This window comes from Neobacillus sp. PS3-40, from assembly GCF_030915485.1.
Lineage (GTDB): Bacteria > Bacillota > Bacilli > Bacillales > Cytobacillaceae > JAUZPL01.
Map to the genome: position 1 here is coordinate 109,541 of NZ_CP133266.1, position 17,743 is coordinate 127,283.

The window sequence follows — 17,743 nt, forward strand, 5'->3', positions numbered from 1 at the left end:
TAAGAGGAAGGATAACGTGAAAGAAAAACATTTTTGGTTGGCAATTTTCGTGATACTGATCAGTTGGGGCGGCAATTATACATACTTTCTATCAAAGCAGCTTGATGAACCCATTTTTTTAAAGCATTACTATGAATCTTACATTACTAAAGAAGGGGAAGCTCAATTAACTTTTTATTACTTAGTAAATAAGCAATCTCCTATAAATGTCCAATATGTGAGGATAGATGGGATTGAATTTTACCCAATAGATGATGGTTCGTGGACGAACCCCGACATTCAACAATATGATCAGGAGTTCAAGCATCAATATCTTAAATCCTTCACGATTAACTTCCCTCGACAATCTTTGCCTATTGCAGAGGGATCGACTGGACCATGGACCTTTGAAAAAATGGAGGTTGGATTTGATACTTCAACTGTCATGACCGTTGATATTGGTAAAGTGAACATTTTCCTTGAACCACAAAAGAAGCCACCACTTGAATTTCGAATGGGTTCCAGCGGCAATGATCACCGCGAAGAGCAAGAGTTTGCTGCCACTGAAAAAGTGAAGATAGAGGATATTACCACTCCGTTTTCGGAATTAGCGAAAAATGTCGCAATTAAAGTAAATTCGGATCAGATGAATGAGTTGGATTTACTTAACAAGGATAAAGTGTTGCCAGCATGGTTCAATGATAGCATGCGCAAGAATTGGCAAGAGACTCATGGCATTTCACTTAACGAAACTCTATTTCCATTTAACCTTGAAAAAGGTGAATGGATGCGGTTAATCATGTTTATAAATCCTAATCAGCACAGTTACTTACAATATAGCTTGAAAATTCATGGTACCACCGCAAGTGGACATTCATTTACAAGTGAAATCCCTATAACAGATCATCCTTACCTTGAACAAAAAGACGTTGATGAAATTATCGCAGCACAAGGGAGGGGCAAATGATGAAAGAAAATTTTAGTAAGTTATTTTGGGGATTTTTTTTAATCTTTATTGAGATTCATATAATTAAGGTAGATTTATTGCCCGATCCGCTTGGTTATTTGTTAATCTTTTTAGGCATCAAAGCGCTATCAAAGGGTACATTGGTAGGCAAAAAAGCTCAAGCTATGGCGATGGTATTAATATTCGTGTCGCTACCAACTATCTTTATTTATCAAAATGGCAAAGCTAATGAATTTGCCCAAATCCTTCCCTTAGATGGATGGAATATTTATATGAATGCTCTTGGAGTATTAAAAATCATGCTTGTCTTTTATATTTTTAAAATTATGCTCTCACTTGTAAATGAACGTTCTGAAATAGCTTTGGTCAAGAGGACAACAACCACGTTCCATATTTATATTGTCGTTATGCTGAGCAATTTCTTTTTACAGTCTTTTACGATGAATGTAGGTACAAACATGCTCCAGGCAATCACCTCTATCATGATTGTAAGTTCAACGATTGTGGAAATTATCTTCTTAGTATTATTAAGGAGATATATGAAAATTCAAGAGAATATAAATCCAGAAGCACCTGGTGTTGGTACGAAAGTTGACATTAAGGTTTAGGACATTCACTTTTAGTTCGTGTATATTGTGGATTATTCTCACTAATAGCCGTGTCCCCTAAGATGGAACCGTCTATTGCATGATCGGAGAGGCAAAAAAGCCCATTTGCAATAATTATTAAAAATTCAGAAATATGCTTGTGCTAATGAATATTCACAAAAATAATAATAAATAAAATATATTGACTACTTAACGTTGCAGTGTTACTCTTATTCCTATAATTTAACACGAAAATCAATGACGAGAAGAGTAGGGTATGGTCTTTGTTCACAAGAGAGTCGACACTGGTGGGAGTCGATGGCAGGACCTATTTGAAAATCATCTCTGAGATGCATTGCTGAAATGGGAGAGTAGGCTTTGCCGGAACAGTCCGCCGTTAAAATGGAACACATATATGTACTTGTATGTTTATCGAGAGCCGCAATCGTTTTTTTGATTGCGGAAGTAGGGTGGTATCGCGAGTTAAACTCGTCCCTATTCCATGGGGCGGGTTTTTTGTTGTTTAAAAATAGAGTAAAGGGAGGAAATCGAAGATGAAACAACAGGTAGCTAACGAAAAGTCCTTTCATGTAGATGATATTATCGTTGCAAGTCAAACGATTAAGGGGGTAATTTCACCTACACCATTACAATACAATTCATTACTATCTGAACGCTATGGGTGCAAAATCTATTTAAAACGAGAGGACTTTCAATGTGTTCGTTCTTTTAAAATTCGTGGGGCATATAACCGGATTAAAAAACTAAGCGAAGAAGAGGTAAAAAACGGAATTATTTGTGCTAGTGCGGGAAATCATGCTCAGGGTGTTGCATACACCTGCAAGCTACTGAATATTCACTGTAAAATTTTCATGCCAAGTACTACTCCAAAACAAAAGGTGAGGCAAGTTCAATTTTGGGGGCGTGAAAATGTCGAAATTGTTTTAACTGGAGATACATTTGATGATGCCTATGAAAAAGCATTAGCATGCAGTAAAACGGAATTCCGAACTTTCATCCACCCATTTGATGATGTTGATGTTATTGCAGGGCAAGGGACTATTGCCGTTGAACTATTAAATGAATGTCAGGAACAAATCGATTATCTTTTTGGGGCTATCGGGGGCGGCGGGCTAATGTCTGGTGTCGGAACCTATTTTAAAAATTTTTCACCCGAAACGAAATTGATCGGGGTAGAGCCAATGGGTGCTTCCGGAATGAAAGAATCCATTGAAAAAGGGGAAGTAACCTCACTTTATGAAATTGACTCGTTTGTAGACGGGGCAGCTGTGAAAACAGTGGGTTCAATGACCTATAGCATTTGTAAAGAACTCATTGACGATATTGTCGCTGTTCCTGAAGGGAAAGTTTGTACAACACTTTTATCCTTATATAATGAAAATGCAATTGTCGTTGAGCCAACAGGGGCACTGTCAATTGCAGCATTGGATACATATGCTGAGGAGATTAAAGGGAAAGTAGTCGTTTGTATCGTGAGTGGGGGAAACAATGATATTGGCCGTATGCAGGAGATTAAAGAACGTTCGATGATCTATGAAGGCCTGCAGCATTATTTCATTGTTCAATTCCCACAGCGCCCAGGTGCCTTACGTGAATTTTTAGATGATGTGCTTGGACCAAATGATGATATCAATCGATTTGAATATACGAAAAAGAATAATAAAGAGAAAGGACCTGCACTAGTAGGAATTGAATTGAAAGACAAAGAGGACTACTTTCCATTAATGGAACGAATTAAGAGCAAAGGCTTTTACTATGTTGAAGTGAATAAGGATAACTCTTTGTTTCAGATGTTGGTTTAATAGACTATTAAAATCGCAATCAACATTACTAGTGCCGAGGAGACTCCCGAACCACCCACGGAAAGCGAGCGGTCAGCAGAGAAAATCAACAGGCACGTTTAACAGATCTTTCTAAAAAAATAATCCACCCTTGAGTCACACTAACTCAGGTGGATTATTTTCCTATTTAAACGCCCTCTGCAAGGGTATTAAAACTCTTATAAATTATCTATTATATAAACGGGCATGCATGAAGCATGTTCGATTTTTTTCGATTTTATAAATCTATAGTCTTAACTTTTCAAATGAAGCTTCATAGGAGAAAGTTGAAGACGCCTCTTTGTAATTGTTGACAATCGAACGGATATTAAGATGGCTATCATCGCAAAGCAGATGATCATGCCAATTACTCCAACCCATCCAAAGCCACTATAGAAGGTTCCGCCAGCTGTGCCGCCTATACTTGATCCTGCATAATAAAAGAATAAATATAATGATGATGCTTGCGCTTTATCATGTGTTGAAATTTTTCCAATCCACCCACTTGCGATGGAATGGCCTGCAAAAAAGCCAAAGGTAAAGATGGCTAGACCAATAAATTTGAACCAAATGTTGGTATTCAATGTGAAACATGCACCAACTAAAAGGATTATAAGTGACACCTGTAAAATTTTCCTTCGCCCATGTTGGTCTGCAAGCATTCCCATCCATGTGGAACTGAATGTACCAACAAGATAGACAACAAAAATGAAACCAACGAGTGTTTGACTTAACGAATACGGCGGTGCCAATAGCTGAAAACCAATGTAATTATAGAGGGTTGTAAAACTACCTTGTAATAAAAATGCGATTACATATAAGTATAATAATCCTGGTTCTTTGAATTGACTTAGAAGTGATGTTCCTAGTTTTTTTATTTCAAATTCACGGGGCTTAAAATGGGTTGACTTCGGTAATGTCATCCAGAATAATAAACTAGCAATTAAGCTAATAATACCAATTCCAACTAGGGCAATTTTCCAATCAAAATAGTCCGTTAGAACCCCACTTATGATTCGTCCACTCATTCCGCCAATTGAGTTTCCACTTATATATAAACCCATCGCAAGCCCTAGACTTGGAGGCTCAATTTCCTCCCCTAAATATGCCATGGCAATGGCAGGTAATCCCGCTAAAACAATCCCTTGCAAGATTCTGAAAAAAAGCAAGTAGTGAAAATTTGGACTAAATGCTGTTAAAATGGCTATTACAGAAGATGCCAGTAAAGAAATCGTCATGACTGACTTACGTCCAAACACTTCTGATAATGATCCAACAAATAGCATACTTATCGCTAATGCGATTGTTGCAGCTGATACGGTTAAACTAGATACGGCTGGAGATACATGGAACTCCTTCGCAATCTCTGGCAGCAATGGTTGAGTGCTCCAAAGGATGGCAAAGGTATTAAATCCGCCAGCAAATAATGCTAAATTTGCCATTCGAAAATTCCTTGTACCACGTTTTATATAACTCATGTTGTTAAAATCCCCTTTATGTTAACTAAAGTTGATTATTTACACCTCCATTTTAGTGAATTTATAGATGAAATGGTTTCAAAAAAATTGCTTTTGATATCCTTTTAAATCAATCAACAAATTGAAAGGAGATCTGCGATATGTATATTATGTTGTAATCTAGCAACTTTTTGAAAGTTATGCATATTATTCCATTTCATCCAATTGAAAATTCTACAAACATATAATACTCCTTTCTTATTCTAAGTTCCAATCTCAAAACTTAATTCTAGCAATTTTTATTTTTTAATGAGATTTTAAGATTTTGTGGTTTCAACTTGAACTATTAACATAGAAGAAATATATCGTTCAGTGGATAAAAGGGGAAAAGGGTTACAGATGTCCAAATCCATCTAAGTGGATGTTGGTATCTGTAACCCATAGATTATTGTTTAACAGCGGATAATAGAAAAATAGTCAGGATGATGCAAAGGGTACCTATCCATTCACCTAAACCAAATGGAACGTGAAGCCAGACTACGGCTAAAAATGCTGCCGACAATGGCTCAGCGCAGGCTAGCAAACTCGTTTCAGAAGCCCGAATATATTTTGTACTTTCCAAGTAACAGAAAAAAGCAATTAATGTTCCAAAAATGACAACAAATAAGACAGCAAATAACGAAGGCACCGACCAGTGGCCTTGAAATTTCCATGGAGGAGAAATAAAACTAAAGCCGATTCCACCAATTAACATACCCCAACCTACAATTAACAATGAGCCCCATTTAGAAAGAAGACCGCCCGGTTGAAGGGTATAAAAGGCAAGAGCAAAGGCTGAGAGGATTCCCCAGAAAAAAGCTGGTTTAGATATGGATAAGGTTTGTATATTTCCATTTGTCACAAGCAGAAATGTCCCGATAAGGGCCAATAATACTGCAAATATCTCATATTTAGCTGGGAATTTCTTTGCTTGAATGCATAAAAAACAAGTTATGAAAACAGGGGCAAGATACTGCAAGACAGTTGCTGAAGCAGCATTTCCGTACAGAATAGCAATAAAATATGTATATTGGACGCCTAGCATTCCAAATATCCCGAACAAAATAAGGGCTAAGATATCTCGTTTATTTTTCCAGATGCTCCAAATATTCTGCTTCTTTACTGTATAGGCAAAAAGTAACAAAATAACACCTGAAAATAAAAGCCGGATGTCGACTAGCCATTCCGCACTGAAGCCTTGCTGATGAAATAGGTATTGGGCAACTGTACCCGAAACCCCCCAAAAAAGAGCAGCTATTAGCACTAAAATAATTCCTTTTGACCTTGAGTGTGGCAAAGATGCACCTTGAGAACGCATGTGACCCCTCCGAAATTCATCTAATAAATAAATGTTTATTTCTATAAATTTACCAAACAATCGGAATAAGCGCATTAAAATAAAAATAAAATTGATGAATTTTATAAATGCCTCTTACATACGGCGAAAATAGTTGTGAGATTATTGCTAACTATCATTCCTGATTGATTTGTTCTACATGACATTCATCATACTCCCTATATGACACCTACTACTGCATTAATACTTATTATTTCTCTATAATAAGTATTAATAACATGGAGGAAGGGGAAACTACAAATATGACCCTACAAAATAATTCTAAAACTTTAAAAAAGCAAATTGCGCCATATGAAAAAGCAACGACTAAAGATAGTGTCTGGCAGCTGATCAACACGATTGGGCCATTTTTCTTGCTCTGGTATTTAGCATACAAAAGCCTATCCATCTCATATGCAGTAACTTTAATTCTAACTGTATTTGCTGCTGCCTTTTTTGTGAGGACATTCATTATTTTTCATGATTGTACTCATTATGCATTTTTTAAAAATCGAAAGGCAAATAAACTAATTGGAATGATTACGGGTGTTTTAACTTTTTTCCCTTATGAACAATGGGGACACGAGCATTCTGTTCATCATGCAACGAGCGGAAACCTTGATAAGCGTGGGACAGGAGATATTTGGGTTCTTACGGTGGAGGAATATTTAGATGCACCCCTATGGCTCAAACTAGCCTATAGAATGTATCGTAATCCGTTTGTCATGTTTGGTTTAGGACCTATTTACGTTTTTCTCTTGAAAAACCGTTTTAATCGAAAAGGCGCGAGATTGAAGGAACGCATTAACACTTATATTACCAATTTATTAATTATGGTTATTGTAGGAACTCTGTGTTGGACAATCGGATGGGAAAACTTTCTGTTAGTCCATGCGCCGTTGTTTCTAATTGCAGGCTCTGTGGGAGTTTGGTTATTCTACGTGCAGCATACATTTGAAGATTCTTATTATGAGGAAGATACAAAGTGGGAATATGTGAGAGCAGCTGTAGAGGGAAGTTCTTATTATAAACTTCCAAGGCTTTTACAATGGCTTACAGGAAATATTGGTTTCCACCACGTTCACCACTTAAGTCCGAGGGTTCCTAATTATAGACTTGAAGCAGCACACAAAAATACACAACCATTACAAAACGTACCAGTTGTTACACTTTCCTCAAGTTTGCGTTCGCTTCACTTTCGCCTTTGGGACGAGAAAAATCATCATTTTGTAAGTTTTAATGATATCAAGTCCAGGTCCATTGCAAGAATTAGGACAAAGGTGAAACCAGAGTTATAATCGCATCATTAAGTAACTCCCCTTATCGCTTTAAGGGGAGTTTTTACGGAATGGCCTTTTGTGGTAAAATAAAGAAGAAAAGCTGAATTAATATGAGGTTCGAATATGCTAAAAAAATATCGCACAGTCCTTAAAAGCACTGGAATTTCTCCATATATTTGGACAGTACTAAGCATCTTACCGTTTTATTTTATTTCCCAGTCTTCGTCTCGGATAGCGATTTTCATTGGGGTTACTTTAACAATCCTATTTTTTATTTTTTACCGTTTTGCTTTTATTTCTAAAGGCTGGCTCGTTTATTTATGGACATGTATACTCATTTGCCTATCTATTGCGTTGATGACCCTGTTCAACTATGTTTACTTCGCATTTTTTCTGGCTTATTTAATTGGCAATATTAAAGATCGTGTTCCATTCCTGACATTATATTTTATCCATTTGGTTTTTACGTCAATTGCGATTAATTTTAAAATTGTTTTGCACACAGATATTTTTTTAAAGCAATTGCCATTTGTTTTGATCATCTTAATCAGCGTCATTTTGCTCCCGTTTAGTATTCGGGTTCGTAAAGAGCGCGGACAACTTGAAGAAAAACTTGAGGATGCAAACAAACGGATCTCAGAACTTGTTAAACAGGAAGAACGACAAAGGATTGCACGAGATCTTCATGATACACTTGGACAAAAGCTCTCCTTAATAGGGTTGAAGAGTGATCTTGCCAGAAAGTTAATCCATACTAACCCTGAAAAGGCTAGGGAAGAATTGAAAGACGTTCAGCAGACGGCAAGAACGGCCTTGAATGAAGTAAGGAAAATGGTTGCTAATATGCGTGGAATTCGATTGAAGGACGAAATCGTGCGCGTCAAGCAGATTCTGAAAGCAGCACAAATTAAATTTGTTTCTAATCAAGATTTCACATTATCGAATGTATCTCTTTTAACAGAAAATATCCTAAGCATGTGCTTAAAAGAAGCAATAACAAATGTTGTAAAACATAGCGGGGCACAAACCTGTTTTGTCACTCTTGAGCAAACTCCTGATGAGAGTATCATGACCATTCGGGATGACGGACCCAATAGTGTTAAAGATGAAGATTTAAATAAAGGGAACGGACTGTTAGGAATGAGAGAACGCATGGAATTTGTTAACGGAAGTCTTGAGATCATATCTCAGCAGGGTATGACGTTAATCATAAAGGTTCCTAATATGGTAAAATTATCAGAATAGGAGGTGGTTGTATGATTCGTATTGTCATTGCAGAAGATCAGCGAATGTTGCTTGGAGCACTTGGATCATTGCTTAGTTTGGAAGATGATATGGAAGTGGTTGGTCAGGCAAGAAATGGTGTAGAAGCAATCCAGCTAGTTGACCAATTTCAGCCTGATGTTTGTATCATGGATATTGAGATGCCCGGTAAGAGTGGCCTTGAGGCTGCCGAAGAGCTAAAAGCTGTAGGATGCAAAGTGATTATTCTTACAACCTTTGCCCGTTCAGGTTATTTTCAAAGAGCATTAAAGGCTGGGGTAAGGGGCTATTTGTTGAAAGATAGTCCAAGTGATGAATTAGCAAGTTCGATACGAAACGTTATTGCAGGAAGGCGTATTTATGCGCCCGAATTAATGGATGATGTCTATAGTGAGGAAAACCCTCTGACTGAACGAGAGATGGATGTATTAGAGCTTGTGGCTGATGGAAAAAATACCAAAGAAATTGCTAGTCAACTTAGTATTACCATTGGCACGGTAAGAAACTATATCTCGACAATCATGGATAAACTAGAAGTCACTAATCGTATTGAAGCTATAACACAGTCTAAAGCAAAAGGCTGGTTTAAATAAAGAACAAACATACACCCTAGAAAAAACAAAGAAACGTATGTTTTCACACGTTTCCTGATAGAGAAATTTTTAAAATGTGACATTCATTAAGTTATTTTAGTGGAATATGTGTTCTGCATTTTTAATCACTTTTAAATCTTTATCTGAAAGACTTTTTTTAACTTTCATCGGAGAAACGGTTGGAACATTTTTTAATTGCTCGCTTGATTGGACTTCCAGGTAAAAGGGATGAGATTTGCGATCTCCATCAAGGTACCCTTTTAATATTTTAAATTTTTCACTTTTGCCTGTAATTTTTGCTTCATAATCCCATTGAACTTTTTTATTGTATTTTGCATCTATTTTTTCTTTTAAACAAAGTGCCTCAGCAATTGCATCCTGTGGAGTACCAAAGAATGTATTCATTCTTTTAAGAGTGCTCATGTTCACTCCGTCTCCTGCTCTTGCCTGATATAATTTTACTGTCATAACTGGTCATCCTTTCTGTTTTGGTTCTCACGCCTTCTTTAGGTGAGGTCTAAACACCAGAAGACCAAAAGAATTTTAACTTTACCTTATTAGTATATCCTATTTCCAAGCTTTTCCACGGTTTTTCTATATAAACTTATGAAATATAGAAAAAGTTTTGGGTAAAATGAAATAGTGACCACTTTTTATGTAATAATATAAAGAGGGAATTTATACTACTCAATCACGAGAGGAAGACAAAATGAATAATAAAAATAAATTTCAAGACGGAGATAAGGTCATCATTAAAGATACTGGAGAAACCGTTACAATCAAGAAATCTAGTTACGTCAGAAATATGAAGAGATATTCTTATACCATTAAAGAACATCCAAGTATGTTTTTCTTTGAAGAAGAAATACGTGAAATATAGTTTTTTATCTTAGGTTTTATGCTGGCCTTCAAATAAGTCATTCTCCTTTGGTTTGAAACCTATGACTCAAAAATTGAGTCTTTTTTATATGATGAATATAATGAAACAAAAACAATCCATCAATAAAAAATTATAAGGAAGATTAATATGACCAATATCGTTGTATTCATTTGTAGTTTCTTTCTTACTTTTACTTTAACAGGTTGTACCGAATTAAATCAGCAGTTGGGGAGTCTACAAATAAACCAGCAAGCAGACACTCCAACAAACATGGAGCCAAATAACCAATTAAGACCAGCAGTAAAAAAACCGATTATCGAAATAAAGACAAGTGAACAACATAAGGATAAAACAACATCCATTCATACTTCTATCCTGGCACCGGCGAAGGTTAATAATCCAGTTCAAAACAAAAAGTCATCCAATGCACAGAAGGATGCAATCCAAGTAGTTGCCAAGCCGGAAAGCATTCCAGTTCTTGTCAACAAGAAAAATAAGCTTCCTGATGCTTATAAACCAAGAGATTTAATTTATACAACTATACCGTTTATATTTAAAGGGAAATCAGAAAAGCGGGAGATGAGAAACGAAGCAGCAACCGCTATTTCAAATCTCTTTGCAGGTGCAAAAAAACAGGGTGTAAATTTGTTGGGTGTATCTGCATACAGATCACACGCCATACAAACAACTTTATTTAACGCATACGTAAAAAAAGATGGCTATGCTAAAGCAAGAACTTATAGTGCTTTACCGGGAACGAGCGAACATGAAACAGGGCTGGCAATTGATGTTACTGGTGGTAATGGAAAATGTTCAGCAGAGGACTGTTTTGGTGGAACAAAAGAGGCGAAATGGCTTCAGGCACATGTAGCTGAATACGGATTTATTATTCGATACCCAAAAGGGAAAGACCTAATCACTGGTTATAAATATGAGCCATGGCATCTTAGATATGTTGGAAAGGTAATTGCGAAGGAAATCATGAGTAGTGGTAGTACTTTAGAGGAATATTATAACACTATTCCAGTTAGTAAATAGGGTGACTATCAAGGCGGAATTGCACTATCTTCCTCATATCTGTTGCATGCTATAGCTAGCTAAAAAAAAACGAAATCTCTCTACTAACTGAGAATTTCGTTTTTTTAGCTTATCAGAATTTATATCCATAAATACTGATAAGCTTAAGGGCAACTATGCCTAATCATCGCCCTTACGAGGCTCGCCAATCGGTGAGTTTTCTTTAGCTACCTTTTTTTACAAGCCTGGTACTTCGCAATATATTGGTCAAGTATTTGGCTGACAGAAATCGTTTTTGGGCATCCAAGTCCATTACTAAGACCAAGCATAATCATTTCTTTTCTTAATTGTTCGATTTTATTTTGAAGCTCATAGGGGGCATAATTGGTGGTTGCCATCATTCACACATCCAAATATAGGGTGATTTAACTAGATCGTCCTATCCAACTTCCAGCATATGAAAATTATATAAAAATTTGAGTGCTTGTACTGTGAAAAAAGTCACATTTAATCAAATGCTTAGTAACTTCCCAGCTGTTAAATTATGCAATTTTTTTATTATATATTGGTAATTTTGAATTTTATCAAATAGAATCGCGCTATCTTATAGTAGTGATGTCATAAAACAAGGAAAAAAAAGAATCCACTAGTGCAAGTGTGGGCACAAATGGATTCTTATTAAGAATAATTTTACCCCCCTATAAGGGCAACAACACCTCTGCCATCGCCCTTAGGGGCTCGCCAATCGGCGAGTTCTCTTTAGCTAATCAGAATTTATATCCATAAATTCTGCTAGCGCATAAGGGCAACTACGCCTCTGCCATCACCCCAGGGGCTCGCCAATCAGCGAGTTCTCTTTAGCTAATCAGAATTTATATCCATAAATTCTGCTAGCGCATAAGGGCAACTACGCCTCTGTCATCGCCCTTAGGGGCTCCCCAATCGGCAAGTTTTCATTATTGTTTTTTTAAATCTTTTTTTGTGATTTCACTTCGAATGCTTGTTTCTTTAGAAAATTCTGCTTCTTGTTTTTTGTTATTAGGGTATTTATTTTTTCGTTCACGATTATCATTTTGGTTTGTCATAAATTTGCCCTCCTTTCATTTTAATGAAGAAAAGGGGCGGAGCTGCGCAAAAGTAAAGATGTTTATACCATATATACGCACATCATATCCTTTTCCCACAATAAATAAGGAGAAGATCTGCTCCGCTCATGCCACCTTATTATGTTGGATTTGTAACATAAATATACAATTCTTCATTTTGGTTGAGAGTGGGCAACATAATGTATGCTTAATCCAAAAACCTTTTCCGCATATTTGAAGAAGGCAGGATACAGCTTTCTTTCTTCCCAAACCATTTATACCGATTTTTTGAGATAATGTCGTAAAGAAAGTCTCTTAAAGATAGAGGAAGAATACGCAGGACTGATAACAATTTCCAAGGATATCTTAATTTTAAACATACCTTTAAAGCAGCAGTGGATTTGCTATATGCCTGTTCATTTTCAATTAAGATAAAGCTGCTAAAATCTTTATGAATTTCATGCTTTTCTAAAAGCTTTTGTCCGATCTCACCTTGGAGGGCTGCAAACTTAAAATATCCTAGAGGATCTCTTTTTATTATAAACTGGACACTGAAATTACAAAGATTACATATACCATCGAATAAGATTATCCGCTCCACGATTCCATCAACTCTTTTCATTAAATCTACCTATTCTTATTAGGATGAATCTGATACATTAATTGTAAACATGATTAAAAGGGATACGTCAAATATGATAGTGGAAACCATTTTTTAAAAACCAGCTATTATGGAGGTCATGGCGTTCGTGGAATATACAACGGTTAACCATTGGGATGAAGAGTTGTGGAAAAGAGCGAGTTTTATTTATGACCAAGCCTTTAAAGAAAAAGGGGCCAAGCCCGAAAAGGTAATCAGAAATATGTTCAACAAGGATATATGTTTCCTCCATCTTGGAATTGAAAATTCACAGGTTATCGCAATGGCAATAACAGGGAAGCTGAAAGGAACACAAGCATTGCTAATCGATTATTTGGCGGTACATGTAGAAAGCCAAAATAAAGGGATAGGCCTGAATTTTATGGAATATATAAAAGAATGGTCCCGAGAAAACGAGAAGTTCGACAGTATGATTATTGAAGTTGAATCTGAGAATGATCCTGAAAATCATAATCGAATTCTTTTTTGGAAAAATTGTGGGTTTACCTTAACAAATTATATTCATCATTACATTTGGGTCCCAGAGCCTTATCAGGCAATGTTTGTAAAACTTTTGCCTAATGCACTATTACCATCGAGTGGGGAAGAACTGTTTAACTATATTAGCAATTTTCACAAGGCTTCCTATCAAGGAGCTTAAAAAAGGTTTCTTGCAACTGAGGCTTGTAATAACAATGGAGTTGAAAAAGGATGAGCAAGACATTTGCAAAATGGTACGATACGTTAATGGGGCCCCTAGAAAAAGGCAAGTTTAAATCAATACGCTTTGATATAGTAAAAAAGGCAAGAGGGACGGTTCTAGAATTAGGTTCTGGGACAGGAATTAATTTTCCCTTATATGAAAGTGCAGAAAGTGTCATTGCAATTGAGCCTAGTCAACATATGATTACCCAATCAGAAGGAAGAGTTAAAAAAGCAAAGGTTCCAATAAAAGTCGTACGTGCGAATGCTGAACAGCTGCCTTTTGATAACGATACCTTTGATACGGTGGTTGGAACATTAGTATTTTGTTCTATACCAAAACCCGAAAAAGCGATAATGGAAATGAAAAGGGTTTGTAAACCCGGAGGGAGAATCCTTTTATTCGAGCATGTAAAGATGGAGAATACCCAATTAGCTCATTTACAGGATTGGTTAACACCTTTTTGGAAGAAAGTTTGTGATGGCTGCTGTTTAAACAGGGATACTTTGCAGCTAGTAAAGGAAAACGGGTTTAAAATAGTTCAGGTGAAAAAATTATATAAGGGACTTTTTATTGTGATTGAGGCAAAAAAATAAATGAAACTAATTACATGAAGGAGGAGTAGATAGATGTCAAAATTCAACCAGTATTTTTTAATGGAAGCAAATGATGTAATTGAATATGTTCAAGAGAAGGTATCCACTTTTAAAAATTCAAACAAGCTTTCCTGCAAGGAAATTGGGGATGGAAACCTAAATTATGTTTTTCGTGTAGTGGACCAAGAATCTGGCTCCTCCATCATTGTAAAACAAGCAGGCGATACTGCAAGGATTTCAGATGAATTTAAACTGTCTACCAACCGGATCCGGATTGAATCAAATATGCTTCAGTTAGAAGGTAGCCTTGCCCCAGATCTAGTTCCGATCGTTTATTATTACGATGATACGATGAACTGCTGTGTTATGGAAGATTTATCAGACCATACTATTTTGCGAACCGCTCTATTGAATTATGAAATATTCCCGAATCTTGCTGAAGATTTAGCAACTTTTATGGCAAATACGCTCCTTTTAACTTCTGATGTTGTAATGAATCATCAGGACAAGAAAAATATGGTTAAAAACTATATAAATGCAGATCTTTGTGAAATTACCGAGGATCTTGTTTATTCTGAGCCATTTACTAATTACAAAAATAGAAATGACCTATTACCGGAAAATCAAGAATGGATTGAGCAGAACATTTATGGTGACAAAAAACTACGCTTTGAGGCAGCCAAATTAAAGTTTGATTTTTTAACAAATGCACAGGCCCTTTTACATGGAGATTTGCATACCGGATCAATCTTTGTCCGCGAACATTCTACAAAGGTCATTGACCCTGAGTTTGCTTTTTACGGTCCGATGGGTTATGACGTTGGAAATGTGATGGCTAATTTAATTTTTGCCTGGGCACATGCAGAATTTACGTTACCATCAAGTCATAAAAAGGATTCTTATCTGCAATGGCTTGAAGGAACTTTAACAGATATAATAGATTTGTTTTCAAACAAATTTCTAACTATGTGGAAACAAAATGTAAGCGATATCATGGCGAAAGAAGACGATTTTGACCGTTGGTATCTAGATTCTGTCCTGGTGGATACTTCAGGAGTTGCAGGGCTTGAGCTAATCCGCCGAATTGTTGGTCTCGCAAAGGTCAAGGATATAACTTCAATCACAGACAATCAGCTCCGTGCCCAAGTTGAAAGAGTATGCTTACTAACCGCTAAAAAGTTAATCATCGAACGAACAACCTTTAAAGTTGGTACTGATTACGTAAATACTTTAAAAAATGAAGCATTATTAGGAAAAAAGGTGATGAAAAATGACTGAACCATTAATAACCATTAAATGGGATAACGATTCATTAATCTTGATAGACCAAACGCTTTTGCCGAATAAAATCGTTTATGAAGATTTTCAAACTGCTGAAGGAGTTTGGGATGCGATTCGGGTAATGAAGGTCCGGGGTGCACCTGCAATTGGAGTTGCGGCAGCATATGGTGTTTATCTAGGAATTAAAAACGCATCTGCAGAGTCTATTGATCAGTTTTTGGAATATCTCGGTAAAGTTACGAGCTATTTGGCCACTTCACGTCCAACCGCTGTAAACTTATTTTGGGCACTTGAAAGAATGGAAAATACAGCAAAAGCAAATAAGCATTTACCTGTTAACCAACTAAAAGAGAGACTTCTAGAAGAAGCAATCCTCATTCACCGAGAAGATGAAGAAATTAACCGAAGAATTGGGGAAAATGCCCTTACATTATTAAAAGACGGAATGGGTTTATTAACTCATTGCAATGCTGGGGCGCTAGCAACTACAAAGTACGGGACTGCAACAGCTCCGATGTATCTTGCAAAAGAAAAAGGGTGGGATCTAAAGATATATTCTGATGAAACCCGTCCACGGTTACAAGGCTCAACTTTAACAGCACTGGAATTGCAAAAGGCGGGCATTGATGTTACGGTCATCACTGATAATATGGCAGCAGTCGTTATGTCGCAGGGAAAAATTGATGCTGTTATTGTTGGAACTGACAGGGTTGCCGCAAATGGCGACGTTGCCAACAAAATTGGAACGTTAGGTGTGTCTATTCTGGCAAAATACTATAGTATTCCTTTCTATGTTGCGGCCCCAACTCCTACAATCGATTTAAGGACCGAAACAGGCAAGGACATCCCGATAGAGGAACGCGATGCATCTGAAGTTATAAATCGTTTCGGCCAATTATCTGCACCAGTTGGCATAAAGGTTTATAATCCAGCATTCGATGTTACACCAAACGAAAACGTTACAGCCATTATCACTGAAATGGGGATTGTCAGGAAGCCTTATAAGGAGAATTTAGAACGATTATTTAATAAATAGACTTTCCAGATCAGGTTGTCCAAAAAGGATTATTTTAGAAAGAAGGATTTCAAAATGCTTTTACAAGAAGAAAGAGAAAAAGTCGTAGCGTATGGAAAAAAATTAATTACAAGTGGGTTAACTAAAGGCACTGGCGGTAATATTAGTATCTTCAACCGCGACAAAGGTCTTGTTGCTATTAGTCCTAGTGGGCTGGATTATTTTGAAACCACCCCTGAGGATGTAGTCATTTTGAATTTGAATGGTGATGTTGTCGACGGAAAACGGAAAGCTTCAAGTGAAATGGCAATGCATTTGATCTTTTTTCAAAATCGAAAAGATCTTAATGCACTTGTCCATACACATTCCCCCTATGCTAAAACAATTGCTTCATTAAGATGGGAGCTTCCCGCTGTTTCCTATTTAGTTGCGTATGCTGGACCAAATGTCAGGTGTGCACCATATGAAACATTTGGAACACAGGAATTAGCAGAAGCTGCTTTTAAGGGAATGGAAGAACGCCGAGCTGTTTTACTGGCAAACCACGGCCTTATTGCTGGGGCCAACAACATTGAAACAGCATTTACGATTGCGGAAGAAATTGAATTTTGTGCTCAGATCTACTATCAAACAAAGTGCATTGGGGAACCCGTCATTTTACCTGAAGAGGAAATGGCACTACTTGCTCAGAAATTTGAAAGTTATGGACAAAAGTAAATATGGAATTATATGCCGCCTAATTGGGGGCATTTTTTTTGAACGAGGTAGGATGGAGCAGGTTCAACAAAAGAAGGGATATAATTATGTTTTCGCTGATATATTGGAGTTTTCGCCGATATATTGAAATTTCCGCTGATATATTGAAATTTTCGCCGATATGCTGTGAGTTTTCGCTGATAAAATTCTTTTTAGCTGAGTTAATTATGTTTTCGCTGATATATTGGAGTTTTCGCTGATATATTGAAATTTTCGCCGATATATTGAAATTTTCGCCGATATGCTGTGAGTTTTCGCTGATAAAATTCTTTTTAGCTGAGCTAATTAAGTTTTCGCTGATATATTGGAGTTTTCGCCGATATATTGAAATTTTCGCCGATATATTGAAATTTTCGCTGATATGCTGTGAGTTTTCGCTGATAAAATCCTTTTTCGCTGATATAAACGATTTTTGAAAGAATTTCATC

At 36.6% G+C, this 17,743-nt stretch carries 19 protein-coding genes and 1 other annotated feature; of the genes, 13 read left to right on the forward strand and 6 right to left on the reverse strand.

The window, feature by feature from the left end; translation table 11 throughout:
- Positions 1-16: 16 nt before the first annotated feature.
- The 3 genes from RCG20_RS00495 (at position 17) to ilvA (ending at position 3,356) form a co-directional block, all read left to right on the forward strand.
- Positions 17-946 carry a hypothetical protein gene (locus RCG20_RS00495; RefSeq protein ID WP_308182289.1) on the forward strand — a complete coding sequence of 310 codons (930 nt, stop codon included), beginning with the start codon at positions 17-19 and terminating at the stop codon, positions 944-946.
- Complete coding sequence (locus tag RCG20_RS00500) at positions 946-1,554, forward strand: hypothetical protein (RefSeq protein ID WP_308182290.1); 609 nt, start codon at positions 946-948, stop codon at positions 1,552-1,554. The genes RCG20_RS00495 and RCG20_RS00500 overlap by 1 nt, the downstream gene beginning before the upstream one ends.
- A 228-nt stretch (positions 1,555-1,782) precedes the next feature.
- Positions 1,783-2,033, forward strand: a binding site (T-box leader).
- Between the two features lie 54 nt (positions 2,034-2,087).
- Complete coding sequence (ilvA, locus tag RCG20_RS00505; RefSeq protein WP_308182291.1) at positions 2,088-3,356, forward strand: threonine ammonia-lyase IlvA; 1,269 nt, start codon at positions 2,088-2,090, stop codon at positions 3,354-3,356.
- Positions 3,357-3,628: 272 nt separating this feature from the next.
- On the opposite strand, the gene RCG20_RS00510 is transcribed toward ilvA, so the two are convergent.
- Positions 3,629-4,852, reverse strand: a complete 1,224-nt coding sequence (locus RCG20_RS00510) for an MFS transporter (protein WP_308182292.1) — start codon at positions 4,850-4,852, stop codon at positions 3,629-3,631.
- Between the two features lie 424 nt (positions 4,853-5,276).
- Positions 5,277-6,188 (reverse strand): DMT family transporter, encoded by a 912-nt coding sequence (locus tag RCG20_RS00515; RefSeq protein WP_308182293.1) that lies wholly within the window; start codon positions 6,186-6,188, stop codon positions 5,277-5,279.
- 281 nt (positions 6,189-6,469) lie between these two features.
- On the opposite strand from RCG20_RS00515, the gene RCG20_RS00520 reads away from it, so the two are divergent.
- The 3 genes from RCG20_RS00520 to RCG20_RS00530 all read left to right on the forward strand — a co-directional run bounded on the left by RCG20_RS00520 (position 6,470) and on the right by RCG20_RS00530 (position 9,342).
- Entirely contained in the window at positions 6,470-7,504 is a 1,035-nt protein-coding gene (locus tag RCG20_RS00520; protein ID WP_308182294.1) for a Delta(5) desaturase DesA, read from the forward strand.
- 105 nt (positions 7,505-7,609) lie between these two features.
- On the forward strand, positions 7,610-8,731 hold the full coding sequence (locus RCG20_RS00525; protein WP_308182296.1) for a sensor histidine kinase: 1,122 nt from the start codon (positions 7,610-7,612) through the stop codon (positions 8,729-8,731).
- Positions 8,732-8,742: 11 nt separating this feature from the next.
- Positions 8,743-9,342: a response regulator gene (locus tag RCG20_RS00530; protein ID WP_308182297.1), complete on the forward strand. Its 600-nt coding sequence runs from the start codon at positions 8,743-8,745 to the stop codon at positions 9,340-9,342.
- A gap of 96 nt (positions 9,343-9,438) precedes the next feature.
- Here RCG20_RS00530 and RCG20_RS00535 read toward each other — a convergent pair whose 3' ends face one another.
- Positions 9,439-9,810: a hypothetical protein gene (locus tag RCG20_RS00535; RefSeq protein WP_308182298.1), complete on the reverse strand. Its 372-nt coding sequence runs from the start codon at positions 9,808-9,810 to the stop codon at positions 9,439-9,441.
- Positions 9,811-10,051: 241 nt separating this feature from the next.
- Here RCG20_RS00535 and RCG20_RS00540 point away from each other — a divergent pair, with 241 nt between their 5' ends.
- Positions 10,052-10,222 carry a hypothetical protein gene (locus tag RCG20_RS00540; protein ID WP_308182299.1) on the forward strand — a complete coding sequence of 57 codons (171 nt, stop codon included), beginning with the start codon at positions 10,052-10,054 and terminating at the stop codon, positions 10,220-10,222.
- Positions 10,223-10,369: 147 nt separating this feature from the next.
- A complete protein-coding gene (locus RCG20_RS00545; RefSeq protein WP_308182300.1) occupies positions 10,370-11,260 on the forward strand; it encodes a M15 family metallopeptidase in 891 nt (296 codons plus the stop codon).
- 206 nt (positions 11,261-11,466) lie between these two features.
- On the opposite strand, the gene RCG20_RS00550 is transcribed toward RCG20_RS00545, so the two are convergent.
- The 3 genes from RCG20_RS00550 to RCG20_RS00560 form a co-directional block, all read right to left on the reverse strand.
- Positions 11,467-11,637: an aspartyl-phosphate phosphatase Spo0E family protein gene (locus RCG20_RS00550; protein WP_308182301.1), complete on the reverse strand. Its 171-nt coding sequence runs from the start codon at positions 11,635-11,637 to the stop codon at positions 11,467-11,469.
- A 558-nt stretch (positions 11,638-12,195) separates the two neighbouring features.
- On the reverse strand, positions 12,196-12,324 hold the full coding sequence (locus tag RCG20_RS00555; RefSeq protein ID WP_308182302.1) for a hypothetical protein: 129 nt from the start codon (positions 12,322-12,324) through the stop codon (positions 12,196-12,198).
- 208 nt (positions 12,325-12,532) lie between these two features.
- A complete protein-coding gene (locus RCG20_RS00560) occupies positions 12,533-12,946 on the reverse strand; it encodes a thiol-disulfide oxidoreductase DCC family protein (protein ID WP_308182303.1) in 414 nt (137 codons plus the stop codon).
- Between the two features lie 127 nt (positions 12,947-13,073).
- Between RCG20_RS00560 and RCG20_RS00565 the strand changes: the two genes are divergently transcribed.
- The 5 genes from RCG20_RS00565 to RCG20_RS00585 are packed head-to-tail and all read left to right on the forward strand — an operon-like array spanning position 13,074 to position 17,276.
- Positions 13,074-13,625, forward strand: a complete 552-nt coding sequence (locus RCG20_RS00565; protein WP_308182304.1) for a GNAT family N-acetyltransferase — start codon at positions 13,074-13,076, stop codon at positions 13,623-13,625.
- 50 nt (positions 13,626-13,675) lie between these two features.
- Positions 13,676-14,263: a class I SAM-dependent methyltransferase gene (locus RCG20_RS00570; protein ID WP_308182305.1), complete on the forward strand. Its 588-nt coding sequence runs from the start codon at positions 13,676-13,678 to the stop codon at positions 14,261-14,263.
- Positions 14,264-14,296: 33 nt separating this feature from the next.
- A complete protein-coding gene (gene mtnK, locus RCG20_RS00575) occupies positions 14,297-15,541 on the forward strand; it encodes an S-methyl-5-thioribose kinase (protein WP_308182306.1) in 1,245 nt (414 codons plus the stop codon).
- The gene (gene mtnA, locus RCG20_RS00580; RefSeq protein ID WP_308182307.1) at positions 15,534-16,580 is read left to right on the forward strand and encodes an S-methyl-5-thioribose-1-phosphate isomerase; all 1,047 of its coding nucleotides are present in this window, start codon (positions 15,534-15,536) and stop codon (positions 16,578-16,580) included. Before mtnK ends, mtnA begins: the two co-directional genes overlap by 8 nt.
- 54 nt (positions 16,581-16,634) lie before the next feature.
- Positions 16,635-17,276, forward strand: a complete 642-nt coding sequence (locus RCG20_RS00585) for an L-fuculose-phosphate aldolase (RefSeq protein ID WP_308182308.1) — start codon at positions 16,635-16,637, stop codon at positions 17,274-17,276.
- Positions 17,277-17,743: the final 467 nt, after the last annotated feature.